General features: G+C 62.0%; 14 protein-coding genes. 4 read left to right on the top strand and 10 right to left on the bottom strand.

From position 1 onward, the window contains the following. Positions 1-28: 28 nt before the first annotated feature. On the bottom strand, positions 29-910 hold the full coding sequence (locus D8U70_RS08685) for an AraC family transcriptional regulator (protein WP_130928661.1): 882 nt from the start codon (positions 908-910) through the stop codon (positions 29-31). 258 nt (positions 911-1,168) lie between these two features. On the opposite strand from D8U70_RS08685, the gene D8U70_RS08680 reads away from it, so the two are divergent. Both D8U70_RS08680 and D8U70_RS08675 read left to right on the top strand, forming a co-directional pair. Continuing rightward, positions 1,169-1,933, top strand: a complete 765-nt coding sequence (locus tag D8U70_RS08680) for an SDR family oxidoreductase (protein ID WP_056784713.1) — start codon at positions 1,169-1,171, stop codon at positions 1,931-1,933. Positions 1,934-2,107: 174 nt separating this feature from the next. Next, on the top strand, positions 2,108-3,025 hold the full coding sequence (locus tag D8U70_RS08675) for an AraC family transcriptional regulator (protein ID WP_016774232.1): 918 nt from the start codon (positions 2,108-2,110) through the stop codon (positions 3,023-3,025). On the opposite strand, the gene D8U70_RS08670 is transcribed toward D8U70_RS08675, so the two are convergent. Both D8U70_RS08670 and D8U70_RS08665 read right to left on the bottom strand, forming a co-directional pair. Continuing rightward, a complete protein-coding gene (locus D8U70_RS08670; RefSeq protein ID WP_130928647.1) occupies positions 3,026-3,955 on the bottom strand; it encodes a LysR family transcriptional regulator in 930 nt (309 codons plus the stop codon). Positions 3,956-4,049: 94 nt separating this feature from the next. Next, on the bottom strand, positions 4,050-4,760 hold the full coding sequence (locus D8U70_RS08665) for an SDR family NAD(P)-dependent oxidoreductase (RefSeq protein ID WP_016774234.1): 711 nt from the start codon (positions 4,758-4,760) through the stop codon (positions 4,050-4,052). A 265-nt stretch (positions 4,761-5,025) separates the two neighbouring features. Here D8U70_RS08665 and ycaC point away from each other — a divergent pair, with 265 nt between their 5' ends. Further along, entirely contained in the window at positions 5,026-5,655 is a 630-nt protein-coding gene (gene ycaC, locus D8U70_RS08660; RefSeq protein WP_130928646.1) for an isochorismate family cysteine hydrolase YcaC, read from the top strand. A 193-nt stretch (positions 5,656-5,848) separates the two neighbouring features. Here ycaC and D8U70_RS08655 read toward each other — a convergent pair whose 3' ends face one another. From D8U70_RS08655 to D8U70_RS08645, 3 genes are all read right to left on the bottom strand, one after another. Next, on the bottom strand, positions 5,849-6,547 hold the full coding sequence (locus tag D8U70_RS08655; RefSeq protein ID WP_347238399.1) for a tRNA (adenine(22)-N(1))-methyltransferase TrmK: 699 nt from the start codon (positions 6,545-6,547) through the stop codon (positions 5,849-5,851). A gap of 130 nt (positions 6,548-6,677) precedes the next feature. Next, positions 6,678-7,727 carry an NAD(P)-dependent alcohol dehydrogenase gene (locus D8U70_RS08650; RefSeq protein WP_122708254.1) on the bottom strand — a complete coding sequence of 350 codons (1,050 nt, stop codon included), beginning with the start codon at positions 7,725-7,727 and terminating at the stop codon, positions 6,678-6,680. 142 nt (positions 7,728-7,869) lie between these two features. Next, positions 7,870-8,097, bottom strand: a complete 228-nt coding sequence (locus D8U70_RS08645; RefSeq protein WP_130928645.1) for a hypothetical protein — start codon at positions 8,095-8,097, stop codon at positions 7,870-7,872. A 163-nt stretch (positions 8,098-8,260) separates the two neighbouring features. Here D8U70_RS08645 and D8U70_RS08640 point away from each other — a divergent pair, with 163 nt between their 5' ends. Next, entirely contained in the window at positions 8,261-8,470 is a 210-nt protein-coding gene (locus D8U70_RS08640) for a DUF2945 domain-containing protein (RefSeq protein ID WP_122507430.1), read from the top strand. Here the strand turns inward: D8U70_RS08640 and D8U70_RS08635 are convergent. The 4 genes from D8U70_RS08635 to D8U70_RS08620 form a co-directional block, all read right to left on the bottom strand. Further along, positions 8,467-9,720: an FAD-dependent oxidoreductase gene (locus D8U70_RS08635; protein WP_130928644.1), complete on the bottom strand. Its 1,254-nt coding sequence runs from the start codon at positions 9,718-9,720 to the stop codon at positions 8,467-8,469. The genes D8U70_RS08640 and D8U70_RS08635 overlap by 4 nt on opposite strands. Then, positions 9,710-11,302 carry an aldehyde dehydrogenase (NADP(+)) gene (locus D8U70_RS08630; RefSeq protein ID WP_130928643.1) on the bottom strand — a complete coding sequence of 531 codons (1,593 nt, stop codon included), beginning with the start codon at positions 11,300-11,302 and terminating at the stop codon, positions 9,710-9,712. The genes D8U70_RS08635 and D8U70_RS08630 overlap by 11 nt, the downstream gene beginning before the upstream one ends. Positions 11,303-11,365: 63 nt before the next feature. Further along, positions 11,366-12,313, bottom strand: a complete 948-nt coding sequence (locus D8U70_RS08625; protein ID WP_110599051.1) for a dihydrodipicolinate synthase family protein — start codon at positions 12,311-12,313, stop codon at positions 11,366-11,368. Positions 12,314-12,367: 54 nt separating this feature from the next. Further along, on the bottom strand, positions 12,368-13,294 hold the full coding sequence (locus D8U70_RS08620) for a 4-hydroxyproline epimerase (protein ID WP_130928642.1): 927 nt from the start codon (positions 13,292-13,294) through the stop codon (positions 12,368-12,370). Positions 13,295-13,312 lie beyond the last annotated feature (18 nt).

The following is a 13,312-nucleotide window of genomic DNA, read 5'->3' as shown; positions in this document are numbered from 1 at the left end:
ATTCTGCTGCATCGCTTTTCGACAGATTTCAGGCCCCGCGTGGCGCATCGCGGTAGGCACTTGGGGTGACGCCGACTTCACGGCGGAACACCTGGGAAAAGTGGCTGGGGCTGGAATAGCCAACCTCCAGGCCGATGTCGATCACGCTGTGGGCGGTTTCCAGCAACAGATGACGCGCGCGGCTCATGCGCAGGCGGATGAAGTATTGCGAGGGCGATAAACCGGTGGCGCGCTTGAAGGTGCGGCTGAAGTGGTAGTCGCTCAGCCCGGCGATGGCGGCCAGATGACTGAGGCTGAAATCCTCCGCCAGATTCGCATTCATGGCTTCGATCACCCGGCGCAGTTTGTAGGCGGGCAGGGCGTTGTCGCGGCGCGGGTTGCTGTCCGGGTCGAGGTAATGACGCAGCAGATGGATCGCCAACGCCTGAGCCAGGCTGTGCACCAGCAGTGCGCTGGGTTGGCGCTGTTCGGTCAGTTCGATGCGCAGTTGCTCAAGGATGAAGCTGACCTGCTCGTCACGCGCACCGGACACATCGACAAACGTCACTGCACCGGCCTGTTCGCCGAACGCTTCGCGCGCCGCTTGTTCGATCAGGCCCAGACCTAGGTAGAGGTGCATGACTTCGAAGACCTCACAGCCTTCGGTTTGCCAGCGCATTTCATAAGGTTCGCGGGTGTTGGTCAGGAAGAAGTCGCCCGCCGTGACCTGGCTCGCCTGCCATTCTCCGCCCAACGAACGTTCTTCGACCCGGGCAGTGCCGGCCAATACCAGCACCAGCAGCGGTTCGGCCACGCATGGCACGCGGATCGGCTCAAGCAGAGTCTGATGGCGGAACAGCTGCACCACTGCATCCTTGATCTGCGGCCGCGGTGTGGTCGTTTCCGCAACACCGGGCAAATGCTCCGGCATGGCTTCGGCGGCGATGCGCGCGGGCTGGTTGATTGTCGGCATAGCAGGGCTGGCAGGGGGCACAGGACGCTCCATGAAAAGCTTCGGCTGTGAATGATTTTGCAGGTTAGGGCGGGCGGGCAGGAAATTCCAGCGCAAAACTCCGACAGTCCCGGCAATCGCCCGAAAGCCCGGCGGCGGAGAGTGCGCGACAGTGAAGCCGTGTTTACGACCGCGCCATCAGGCGCAACACCGATTCGCTATCGAGGAGTTAAAACCATGACTGATTTCAACCACACCCTGCCACAAGAAGTCGCCGGTAAAGTTGCACTGGTCACTGGCGCGGCCAGTGGCATCGGCAAGGCGATTGCGCTGATGCTGCACGCTCGCGGCGCCAAGGTGATTGCCGAAGACCTCAACCCGGCTGTCGAAGCACTGGCTCGTCCCGATCTGGTGCCGCTGGTGGCGGACATCACCGAGGACGGCGCCGCCGAACGCGCAGTCGGCCTTGCCGTCGAGCAGTTCGGGCGCCTGGATATTCTGGTCAACAACGCCGGGATCATTATCAACAAAGCAGTGATCGACATGAGCCGCGACGACTGGGAAAAGATCCAGGCAGTGAATGCCACGGCCGCCTTCCTGCACTGCCGCGAAGCGGTCAAGGCGATGATCCCGAACAAGTCCGGCGCGATCGTCAATATCGCTTCCTATGCGTCGTACTTTGCCTTTCCGACCATTGCCGCCTACACCGCTTCCAAAGGTGCGCTGGCACAATTGACCCGCACGCTGGCCTTGGAAGTCATTGAGCACGGCATTCGCGTCAACGCCATCGGCGTCGGCGATGTGGTGACTAATATCCTCAATGACGTGGTCGAGGACGGCCCTGGCTTCCTCGCGCAGCACGGCGAAGCGGCGCCGATCGGTCGGGCGGCGCAGCCGGAAGAAATCGCCGAAATCGTCACCTTCCTCGCCTCCGACCGCGCCAGTTTCATGGTCGGCTCGGTGGTCATGGCCGATGGCGGCATGACGGTTACGGCGGGTTGATAGTCGGGTGAGAAGCCAAGGGCGCGTGTGATAACGCGCCCATGGCTTTGCCAGTAAGACGAGCACGCAGAATCAGGCAAATCTGCAGCATCTTTGATCTAGTCGCCGCTGGACAAAACTGGCTAATCTTCCTCCGCAGTTGACCCACCTTCTTCTGCTTTCGAGGCCCTTTGCATGGATAACCACGACGCTTCCATCCTCCACGATACGGCGGTGTATCGCGCCGAACTGGTGCGCTTGCTGACTCAGCGCTTCGATGCGCCGGGCACCTACGAGACTGCGATTGCGCCGCTGCACGTGATCCGTCTCGATGGCCCGTCCGAGTTGATTCACGTTGTGCACCGGCCGGCGCTGTGCCTGATCGTGCAGGGGCGCAAGGAAGTCGGGCTGGGTGACGAGCGCTTCCTCTACGACCCGCTGAATTATCTGGTGGTGTCGGTGACATTGCCGGTGTCGGGACGGGTGATCGAAGCCTCGCCTGAGGCGCCGTATTTTTGCGTACGGCTGGATTTCGATCCGGCGCAACTGACGCAACTGATAGCCGAATCGCCGCTGACCGGCATGCCACAGGACGCCGGTCGCGGGATGTTTCTCGACAAGATCGACGTGACATTGCTCGATACCATGCTGCGTCTGGTGCGCCTGCTGGATAATCCGCGCGACATCGGCATGCTCGCGCCGATGGCGTTGCGCGAGCTGTATTACCGCCTGCTGCGCGGCCAGCACGGGCATCTGCTGTATGAAATCGCCGTCAACGATTCGCAGACCCACCGGGTCACGCGCGCTATCGACTGGCTGAACAAGAATTTCACCGAGCCGCTGCGCATCGACGCGCTGGCGCAGGTGGCCAACCTGAGCAACTCGGCGCTGCATCACCGCTTCAAAGCCGTCACCGCGATGAGCCCGCTGCAATATCAAAAACAGCTGCGCCTGCAAGAGGCGCGGCGGCTGATCATCAATGAAGGGCTGGACGTCTCAAGCGCCTGTTACCGCGTCGGCTACGAAAGCGCTTCGCAGTTCAGCCGCGAATACAACCGCCAGTTCGGCTGCCCGCCGTCCAAGGAACTCAGCCGCCTGCGTCAGACCGGTTGATTACCGCGCGGGTCCTGCCCATTGCTCACGAAACCCCAGCAGAAAATCCACAAACGCCCGCACCCGTTGCGGCACATAGCGGCCGTGCGGGTAGAGCAGGGTGTAGGGGCGCGAACGTCCGGTGTACGGTTGCAGCACTTCAATCAGGCGGCCATCGGCGAGTTCCTGCTCGACGATGAAACGGTAAGTCTGAAACAGCCCGGCGCCGTGCTTGGCCAGCGTCACACCGCCGAGCACATCGTCGGAACAGGAATAGCCACCGTCGGAAATCACTTCCAGGTCCCGGCCGTTTTCCTGAAACAGCCAGGAAATCCGCCGCCCGCTGCTGGGCAATTCGAACTGGATGCACTCATGCGCAATGAGATCGTCGAGGGTCTGCGGCGTGCCGGCTCTATGCAGATATTCGGGGGCGGCGACCACCACCAGGGCGGCGTCTTCCAGCAGGCGCGCGATCAGGGTCGAGTCCGGTTGCGCGCGCACGCGTATCGCCAGGTCGTAGCCCTCTTCAACGAAGTCGATATTGCGATTGCCCAAGTGCACGTCGACCGTGACCTCGGGGTATAACGCGCGAAATTTCGGCAGCAGCGGCAGGATGCGGTGATGCCCGTAGGTGGTTGGCAGGCTGATGCGCAGTCGCCCCGACGGCGAAGTCTGTGCGCCCATGACTTCCTGCTGCGCTTCGACCAGTTGCGTCAACGCCTGGCTGCATTGTTCGAAGAAGCTCCGGCCGGCGTCGGTGAGGCGAATGCTGCGCGTGGTGCGCGCGAACAGTCGCGAACCCAAGCGTTGCTCCAGACGCAGAATCGACCGGCTCACCGCAGCGGGCGTGACCCCGGCCAGTTGCGCGGCAGCGGTGAAGCTGCCGGCTTCGGCGGCCAGGCAGAACAGTTCGATACTGCCTAACTGCAAATCTTCAAAATGGCGTTTCATTGTGGCTCGCACCGAGGATCGACGGACGTTCATCCTCTGTGTACCACAACCAACGACGCCGCCGGTATCCACCGGCAGCGTTGCAGGGTTTCGATCAATGGCCGGCGCTCTGGCCACCGTCGACATGCAGGATCTCGCCAGTGACGAAATTTGCGCCGTCGAGGTAGAGGATCGCTTGCACGATGTCGTCGATTTCGCCCATGTGGCCGACCGGGTGCAGGCTGCCCAGCGCCTGATGGGTTTCCTCAGCGTGCATCGGCGTTTTGATGATGCCCGGCGATACCGCGTTGACCCGAATCCCGCGCTTGGCGTACTCGATGGCCAGGGATTTGGTCGCGGCGTTGATGCCGCCCTTGGTCAGCGACGCCAATACCGAAGGCACGCCATCGATTGCATGATCGACCAGGCTGGTGGTGACGCTGACGACGTGACCGCTGCCGTGTTTTTCCATCTCGGCAATGGCCAGTTGCGAGATGTAGAAGAAGCCGCTCATGTTGGTCGCCACGACCTGGGCATAGTCCGCCTGGCTGTAAGCGGTGAACGGCTTGGCCAGAAAGATCCCGGCATTGTTGACCAGCGTGTCGACGCGACCGAAGCGGGCAACAGCGGCGCGAATCACGCGCTCGGCGGTTTGCGGATCGGCAATGTCACCGGCGACGGTCAGGACATCCGGGTCGCTCGACTCTTTGATCGAGCGCGAGGTCGCGACCACTTGATGGCCAAGGGCGCGAAAGCCTTCGACCAGACCTGCGCCAATGCCTTGCGAGGCGCCGGTGATGACAACTACTTTTTTCGATGTGCTCATGATGATTTCCTCTGTCGCTGGCCCGTCAGGATGGCGGGTGGCTGTTGGAGGAGACTTTAGGAAGTTGTGCCGAGTTGATAAATGGGGGCTGAGGTACATCATTTGTACTGTGGTGTATCTAATCAGAGCGGACCTCGAATGATTGTCCCGTTTGAGTGGACGGTGAAACGCTTTTCAGCCGATTTATCCCTTTGCTGTGCGTCAGTAATCTGTACCCAACTTGAACGCAACAACAAAACTTCAAACTTGAAAAGGGACGCACACCATGACCACTCCAACCTACAACCGCCTGAACAAAGATGACGCTATCGTGCTGCTGGTTGACCACCAGACCGGTCTGATCTCGCTGGTGCAGGACTTCTCGCCGAACGAGTTCAAGAACAACGTGCTGGCGCTGGCGGATCTGGCCAAGTTCTTCGACCTGCCAACCATCCTCACCACCAGCTTCGAACAAGGCCCGAACGGCCCGCTGGTACCGGAGCTGAAAGAGATGTTCCCGGAGGCGCCATACATCGCTCGCCCAGGTCAGATCAACGCCTGGGACAACGAAGACTTCGTCAAGGCGATCAAAGCCACCGGGCGCAAGCAGATCATCATCGCCGGTGTGGTAACGGATGTCTGTGTAGCGTTCCCGACCCTGTCGGCGCTGGCGGAAGGTTTTGATGTGTTCGTGGTGACTGATGCGTCCGGCACCTTCAACACCACTGTTCAGCAAGCCGCGTGGAGCCGCATGACTCAGGCTGGCGCGCAGATGATGAACTGGTTCTCGGTGGCCTGTGAGCTGCACCGCGACTGGCGCAACGACATTGAAGGCCTGGGTAACCTGCTGTCGCAGCGTATCCCCAACTATCGCAACCTGATGAACAGCTACTCGGCGCTGACGCAGCAGAAGTAAGTTCACGACCCACGAAAAAGCCTGCTTTTAACAGCAGGCTTTTTGTTTTTCCGACGGCTGCGGCCAACTTGGTTGCTGTGTAGCTTGCCACACCGCTTTCGCGAGCAGGCTCGCTCCTACAGGAAATTGCATTTCTCCTGACGAAACACCGTCAACTGTGGGAGCGAGCCTGCTCGCGAAGACGGCGGCGCAGTCACCCGAGCAATTCGCTGATCCACTGCATCTCTTGCTTCAGCGCAAGAATTTTGTCCTCCGGCAACGCCTGTTGCGCTCGCGTAAACTGCCCCAACGTCTTCTGCCGCTGACTCAGCCTGCGTTGCCATTTGTGCAGAAATGCCGGGCAGCGCGCCTGCAGATGCAGGGGGCCGAAAAACAGTTCCCTGGCATCGTAAGTCACCGGATCAGAGGCCCGCTCGGCAACGATAATTTCGTAGTCGAAGCGGTTCTCGTGCAGCACTTCTTCGCAAACGATCCGGTAACTGTTATCCATCAACCACTGGCGCAGCGCTTGCTCGCCGCCGTTGGGTTGCAGGATCAAGCGTTCGTGGCCACTGAGATGGGCTTTGCCACTGTCGAAAATATCGCGAATGGTTTCGCCGCCCATGCCGCACAGGGTGATGGCGCTGATGCCGTCGTCAGGCCTGATCGCCGCCAGGCCATCGGCCAGACGCACGCTGATCTGGCCGCGCAGGTCGTTGTCATTGACGGTGCGTTGCGCCGCGTGAAATGGCGTGCGCGCGACCTCGCCAGCCACCGCCGCTGTAATCAGCCCTCGGCGCATCAGGGCAACGGGCAAATAGGCGTGATCGGAACCGATATCGGCCAGTCGTGCGCCGACCGGCACGTGAGCGGCGACGCGTTCAAGGCGCATGGACAATGTCTGTTGGTTCAACGGCGACCCCTGTTCACCCAGCGGTGGAAAAAGGGGTGCGACTCTGGCGAGCAACGCGGGCGCTGTCAAATCGCGCCGATGGAATCCCTCAAGCCATCGGCAGCACGGCGCTGCCGATGGACGTTGGCGCTTAGCCGGCGAGCGTTGCGTTGTCGATGACGAAGCGGTATTTCACGTCGCCCTTGAGCATGCGCTCATAGGACTCGTTGATCTGGTCGGCGCGGATCAACTCGATGTCGGAAACGATGCCGTGCTCGGCGCAGAAATCCAGCATTTCCTGAGTCTCGGGAATGCCGCCGATCATTGAACCGGCAATGGTGCGCCGCTTGGTGATCAGGTTGAATACGTTCGGCGACGGATGCGGCGATGCGGGCGCTCCGACCAGGGTCAACGCGCCATCGCGCTTGAGCAGCACGAGGAAGGCGTCGAGATCGTGCGGCGCTGCGACGGTATTGAGGATGAAGTCGAAACTCTTGGTGTGTGCCGCCATTTCTTCGGCATTGCGCGACACCACCACTTCGTCCGCACCCAGCGCCTTGGCCGCTTCGCGCTTGGATTCGGAGGTGGTGAAGGCGACGACATGGGCGCCCATGGCGTGGGCCAGTTTGATGCCCATGTGGCCCAGGCCACCGATGCCGACCACGCCGACTTTCTTGCCGGGGCCAGCGTTCCAGTGGCGCAGCGGCGAGTAGGTGGTAATGCCGGCGCAGAGCAGCGGCGCGACGGCGGCCAGTTGCGCCTCGGGATGACGGATGCGCAACACATAGCGCTCGTGCACGACGATGTTCTGCGAGTAACCGCCGAGGGTCCAGCCCGGTGCGTCCGGGGTCGGGAAATTGTAGGTGCCGATCATGCCGTCGCAGTAATTTTCCAGGCCGGAATCACAGTCATCGCAGTGCTGGCAGCTGTCGACGATGCAACCGACACCGACCAGATCGCCGACCTTGTAGGCTTTGACGTGATCGCCAACCGCCGAGACGCGGCCGACGATTTCATGGCCGGGCACGCAAGGGAATTGCGTGCCAGCCCATTCGGCGCGCACCTGATGCAGGTCGGAATGGCAGATGCCGCAGAAGGCGATATCGATCTGCACGTCGTGCGCCGCCGGGGCACGGCGGTTGATCTGCATCGGCTCAAGAGGTTTGTCGCCAGCGTGGGCGCCGTAGGCTTGTACGAGCATGTGAGCATCCTCCATGGGGTTGTCGGACGCCCATTGTTGCGCCTGGGTCGGAGCGCGAGGTAGTGCATTTCTGTGAAATGCTTGCCTGATTCTGCTGTTGATTGCGCAACCGAAAGGCAGCCGTATGGCTGCCGTTTCAGGCTCAACGCGGATTGGGCTGGTCGTCCATCTCGGCGTTATCGGTTTCCTGACGTACACGCTCCGGATCCAGGCCGGTACTGTCATCGTCCAGCGGGATTTCGCCTTCGTTGTCGGGCAGTTCGTCGATGCTGCGTTCCTTCATCGGATCGACCTCGGTACGCCCCGGACTCAGCGGGTCGGGCGTGGTTGGGAGCGGATCGTCACCTTGCTTGCCTTGATCGTTATTCATCTCACACCTCGTCATGGCCGTTTTCTATGGCTTGTGCAAGTTGGACGTGCGGGCGATTTTCGCCGTTCGATTTTTTTGCCTGCCTTCGGTCGCCTCGCAAAAAGCGGAATTTCTCCGACGCGCGCGGCTCCATAAACCAACAGCCAGAGGCAAGGAGGCAATGATGAGCAGCTCATTCAAAGTCGGCGAAGCGGTGCGCTGGAATTCCGAGGCCGGCGAGATCCACGGCAAAGTGGTCAAGGTGCACACTCGCGATACCGAGTTCATGGGCCGCCACCGGCCGGCTTCGAAAGACGCGCCGCAGTACGAGGTCAAGAGTGACAAGACCGGCCACCTGGCCATGCATCACGGCGACGCGCTGAAGCACGCTTAGAAACGCGCCAGTCGGTAGGCGTCGGCATTCGGCAACTCGCCGGCCGCGCCTGAGACCATCTGCCCGATCATCTCCGCCGTCAGCGCCGCCTGCGTCAGGCCCAGATGCTGATGACCGAAGGCAAGCAAGACCTTGCCGGCGCAAACCTGATCGATCACCGGCAGCGAATCCGGCAGCGACGGGCGAAAGCCCATCCACGGTGTCGCGCCATCAGCGTTCAGATCCTTGCGAAACAGGCCTTGGCTCAAACGCTGCAACTGCCAGGCGCGCGCCATGTTCGCCGGCCGCTCCAGCCCGGCGAATTCGACCGTGCCGGCCAGGCGCAGCCCATCGCGCATCGGCGTCATGATGAACTTGCGTTCCAGCGAGGTGACGGGGAAGGGCAGGCGATCATGCTCGTGCGGCAGCATCAGGTGATAGCCACGCTCGGTGTCCAACGGTACTTGCTTGCCGGTCAGCGCGGCAGTCAGTTTCGCCGAATGCGCACCGCAGGCCAGTAACACGCGGCTGGCCGTCACACCGCCGTTGCCCGTTATCAATAAGACGCCGTTTTCCTGCACGTAGCCGCCCTGAACCTGCTGCTGGAGAAAACTCACACCGCTGCTGCGAGCCGCTTCGACCAGTGCGCAGACCACCCGATAGGGATCAAGGAAATGCCCGGTGCGCGGGAAAAACAGTCCGCCCTGAATTTTCTCGCTGAGCTGTGGCGCCGTTTCGCGGATCGCCCCGGCCTGCCAGTAATCCACCGGCACTTGCTGCTGATGCAGTCGTGCCTGCAAGGCGTCGAGGGATTGCCGCGATTCAGGTTTTTCGAAGACCAGTAACGAGCCGTCAACCTTGAGCAGATCCGGGCGCTGGATATCGCTGAGCAAGCGCTGCCACGCATCCAGGCTGCTTTCATTGAGCGCGCGCAGGCCGGCGACTGTTTTCTGAAAAGGCTCAGGCCGCAGATTCAGCAATAACCGGGTGAACCACGGCAGGGCGCGTGGCAGATATTTCCAGTCCAGACGCAGCGGTCCCATCGGGTCCATGAGCATGGCTGGCAAGCGCTTGAGTATCGAAACATCAGCGATCGGAAATACCTGCTCGGTGGCCAGATGTCCGGCGTTGCCGAACGAAGCGCCATGCCCCGGTTCCTGCTGATCGATGACCACCACGCGCAAACCCTGGCGGGCCAGGCGCAATGCGCAAGCCACGCCAATGATTCCGGCGCCGACCACGGCGATGTCGTGCGAAGGATTATTCGCCATGGCGTGTCGCTTCCCGTTGGCCATCGAGCAAGCGCCGAAGGTTGAGCGGATTGGTCTGTTGCAGCGCCGTCGGCAGCAAGCTGTCGGGGAAATCCTGATAGCACACCGGCCGCAGGAAACGCAGGATCGCCGCAGTGCCCACCGAGGTGCTGCGCGCATCCGAGGTTGCCGGGTAAGGCCCGCCATGCACCATTGCATCGCAGACTTCCACGCCGGTCGGCCAGCCATTGACCAGCAAGCGCCCGGCCTTGCGCTCGAGGGTTGGCAACAACGTGCGCGCCAGTGCAAGGTCGGCGTCATCCATGTGCAGGGTCGCGGTCAGTTGGCCTTCCAGATGTGCGCAGACCTGACGGATTTCTTCGTCACTGCTGCATTGCACGATCAGCGCTGTCGCGCCGAAGACCTCGGCTTGCAAGCTTTGATCGGCAAGAAAATCCGCTGCATCGGTGGTGAAGACATGCGCCTGACACTGATTCGGGCCGCCGGCGACTTGGCCAACCGCTACCGCGCGTGCACGGGGATTGCCTTGCAGAGCCGTCACGCCTGCTTGATAGGCGCCGAAGATGCCGGGCGTGAGCATGGTTTGCGCCGCACTGCGCGGGATCAGTTCAGCCACCGCGCTGAGGAACCCGTCGAGCGCCGGGCCTTTGCGGGCAATCAGCAATCCCGGGTTGGTGCAGAACTGCCCGGCGCCCAGTGTCAGCGACGCGACAAACCCTTCGGCCAACGCCTGCGCGCGATTTTCCAGAGCGGCGGTAAACAGCAAAACCGGGTTGATCGAGCTCATTTCCGCATACACCGGGATCGGCTCGGCCCGCGCTTGCGCAGCTTTCATCAAGGCCAGACCGCCAGTGCGCGAGCCGGTGAAACCAGCGGCTTTGATGCGCCAGTCGCTGACCAATGCGATGCCGACTTCGTAGCCAGAATCGAACAATAAGGAAAACACGCCCTCGGGCAGAGCGCAGGCTTTGACCGCTTGCGCCACTGCGCGGCCGACCAGTTCGCTGGTGCCCGGATGGGCGCTGTGCGCCTTGACGATTACCGGGCAACCGGCCGCCAGTGCTGCGGCGGTGTCGCCGCCGGCCACGGAAAATGCCAGGGGAAAGTTGCTCGCGCCGAACACCGCGACCGGCCCCAGGGCAATCTGCCGCTGGCGCAAGTCGGAGCGCGGCAGTGGCTGGCGTTGCGGTTGCGCACTGTCGACGCGCACGTCCAGCCATTCACCCGCGCGCACCGTGCGGGCGAACAGGCGCAATTGCGAGCAGGTGCGGCCACGTTCGCCCTGAAGGCGTGCAGGCGGCAGACCGGTTTCGGCGTGGGCGCGTTCGATCAGTTCATCGCCAAGGTTTTCGATGTGTTCGGCAATGCTTTCGAGAAATGCCGCACGGGTGCTCAGGCTGGTTTCGCGGTACGCGTCTTGCGCCGTCCAGGCCAGGGCGCACGCCTGTTCCACCTGTTCGGCTGACGCCCCGGCGTACTGCGGTTCAAGTGCCTGGTTGGTCGCCGGATCAATCCCGCGAAAGGCTGGACGATGGCCCGTCACGGATTGTTGGCCGATCAGCATGTTGCCCGTCAGAGTCATGGTGTCTTCCTGTGAAATGAGCGAGGCCTGCCGCGAATCGTGATGACTCGCGGCAGGTGGCGGTCAGGCGAAGTTCTGCTCGGCGGACCAGTTTTCGTACCAGTGACGGAACAGCGAATACTGCTTCTCGGCATAGCGCCGTTGCGAGTCGCTCAGCACGTCGCTTTCGTTGAAGTGCAGGGTGTATTCCTTGTCGCCGTTGAGCACCATCAGATGCTTGTAATACAGCACCAGATCGCAACCTTCGTCGAACGAGGACAGCACCGCCAGCGCCGACTCCAGTTCCCGCGCCTGGCGCCGGGCCTTGGCATCGCCTTGCGCGGCCTGCTTGCTCAGCGCCACCAGTTGCAGCACTTCGCGGGGCAGGGCGTTGCCGATGCCGGTAATGGCGCCGGTGGCGTTGCAGTTGACGAAGCCGTGCACCACTTGCGTGTCGACGCCGACCATCAGCGTCACGTCGTCATCCTTGGAGGTGATGTTCTCGGCCGCGTAGCGCAGGTCCGCGCCGCCGCCGAATTCCTTGAAGCCGATCAGGTTTGGGTATTCACGGCGCAGTTCAAAAAATAGATCGGCGCGGGTGGCGAAGCCGTAGTAAGGGCTGTTGTAGATCACCGCCGGCAAGTTCGGTGCGGCTTGCAGAATGGCGGCGAAGTGGGCCTTTTGCGCCGTCGCCGAAGCACCACGGGACAGCACGCGCGGAATGACCATCAAGCCTTGCGCGCCGACTTTCGCCGCATGCGCTGCGTGGGAAACCGCTTCTCGGGTATTCACTGCACCAGTGCCGACGATGGTCGGCACCCCGGCAGCGACCAGGCGCGCCACGCCTTCCTGGCGCTCGGCTTCAGTCAGCAGCGGCCAGTCGCCCATCGAGCCGCAATAGACCACGGCGCTCATGCCGACATCGATCAGCTCGCGTCCCTTGGCCACCAGCGCATCGAAGTCCGGTTTGCGCTGGGCGGTGCATGGGGTCATCAGGGCCGGCATGCAGCCGGTGAAGATGTTGTCGCTCATGGTTCAACTCCTTGGCATTTCGTTTGATTCGAGGTGGAAAAGCGGCGTGGCGGCTCAGATGCCCCACGCGAACGGGTCGGTTTCGTCGATCAGCAAGGTGCTGTCGGCGGTCATGTAGGCGCGGCCGGTGATGAACGGGCGAATGCGTTCGCCCTCCCATTCGAAGCGCCCTTCGAACTGGCTGCCGGTGATGCTCGCCTGGATCCACGGTGCGCCCGCTTGCAACTTGTCGTCGGCGGCCAGGCAGGCAAGTTTGGCGCTGGTGCCGGTGCCGCACGGTGAGCGGTCATAGGCTTTGCCGGGGCACATGACGAAGTTGCGGCTGTCGGCCCGATCGTCATCGGCGAACAGTTCGATGTGGTCGATGACCGCGCCGTCTTCGCCAAAAATGCCCTGATCTTTCAGCGCCTTGAGCATGGCCCAGGTGTACGCGGTCAGGTGTTCGACGTTGTCCATGGTCAGGGTCTGGCCATGCTCGGAAACCAGGAAGAACCAGTTGCCGCCGTAGGCGATATCACCGACTACGCGACCAAAACCGGGCACGTCCACTGGTACTTGTTTGCGATAGCGGTAGGCGGGCACGTTGCCCAGAGTGACCGAGCCATCGTCGCGCAGCGTCGCGCTGACTTGCCCCACCGGTGTGTCGATCTTGTGCACGCCCGGCTGGATTTTCCCCAGATGCTGCAACGAATTGATCAGGCCAATGGTGCCGTGGCCGCACATGCCCAGGTATCCGGCGTTGTTGAAGAAGATCACCCCGCAGGTGGCATCAGGCGACACCGGCGGGCAATACAGCGCGCCGACCAGCACATCGTTGCCGCGTGGCTCAAGCAGACAGGCGCGCCGCCACTGGTCATGCTGGTTGCGCAAGGCATCGCGTTTCTCGACCATGCTGTTGCCGGACAGCTCGGGGAAGCCGCTCATCACCAGCCGCGTCGGCTCGCCGCCGGTGTGGGAATCAATGACGTGTACTCGTTTCATGAAGAGATCCCGTTGGAT

It is taken from the genome of Pseudomonas sp. Sample_20 (genome assembly GCF_004307585.1).
Lineage (GTDB): Bacteria > Pseudomonadota > Gammaproteobacteria > Pseudomonadales > Pseudomonadaceae > Aquipseudomonas > Aquipseudomonas atacamensis.
The sequence above is the reverse complement of the archived record's forward strand: the minus strand, read 5'-3'. Positions and strand labels throughout refer to the sequence as shown.

Bases quoted from the DNA above. Each gene is read 5' to 3' on its own strand.
- D8U70_RS08630 (WP_130928643.1), bottom strand. From the start codon at position 11,302: ATGACTCTGACGGGCAACATGCTGATCGGCCAACAATCCGTGACGGGC.
- ycaC (WP_130928646.1), top strand. From the start codon at position 5,026: ATGACCACTCCAACCTACAACCGCCTGAACAAAGATGACGCTATCGTG.
- D8U70_RS08665 (WP_016774234.1), bottom strand. From the start codon at position 4,760: ATGAGCACATCGAAAAAAGTAGTTGTCATCACCGGCGCCTCGCAAGGC.
- D8U70_RS08685 (WP_130928661.1), bottom strand. From the start codon at position 910: ATGCCGGAGCATTTGCCCGGTGTTGCGGAAACGACCACACCGCGGCCG.
- D8U70_RS08650 (WP_122708254.1), bottom strand. From the start codon at position 7,727: ATGCTCGTACAAGCCTACGGCGCCCACGCTGGCGACAAACCTCTTGAG.
- D8U70_RS08625 (WP_110599051.1), bottom strand. From the start codon at position 12,313: ATGAGCGACAACATCTTCACCGGCTGCATGCCGGCCCTGATGACCCCA.
- D8U70_RS08680 (WP_056784713.1), top strand. From the start codon at position 1,169: ATGACTGATTTCAACCACACCCTGCCACAAGAAGTCGCCGGTAAAGTT.
- D8U70_RS08635 (WP_130928644.1), bottom strand. From the start codon at position 9,720: ATGGCGAATAATCCTTCGCACGACATCGCCGTGGTCGGCGCCGGAATC.
- D8U70_RS08670 (WP_130928647.1), bottom strand. From the start codon at position 3,955: ATGAAACGCCATTTTGAAGATTTGCAGTTAGGCAGTATCGAACTGTTC.
- D8U70_RS08645 (WP_130928645.1), bottom strand. From the start codon at position 8,097: ATGAATAACGATCAAGGCAAGCAAGGTGACGATCCGCTCCCAACCACG.
- D8U70_RS08640 (WP_122507430.1), top strand. From the start codon at position 8,261: ATGAGCAGCTCATTCAAAGTCGGCGAAGCGGTGCGCTGGAATTCCGAG.
- D8U70_RS08675 (WP_016774232.1), top strand. From the start codon at position 2,108: ATGGATAACCACGACGCTTCCATCCTCCACGATACGGCGGTGTATCGC.
- D8U70_RS08620 (WP_130928642.1), bottom strand. From the start codon at position 13,294: ATGAAACGAGTACACGTCATTGATTCCCACACCGGCGGCGAGCCGACG.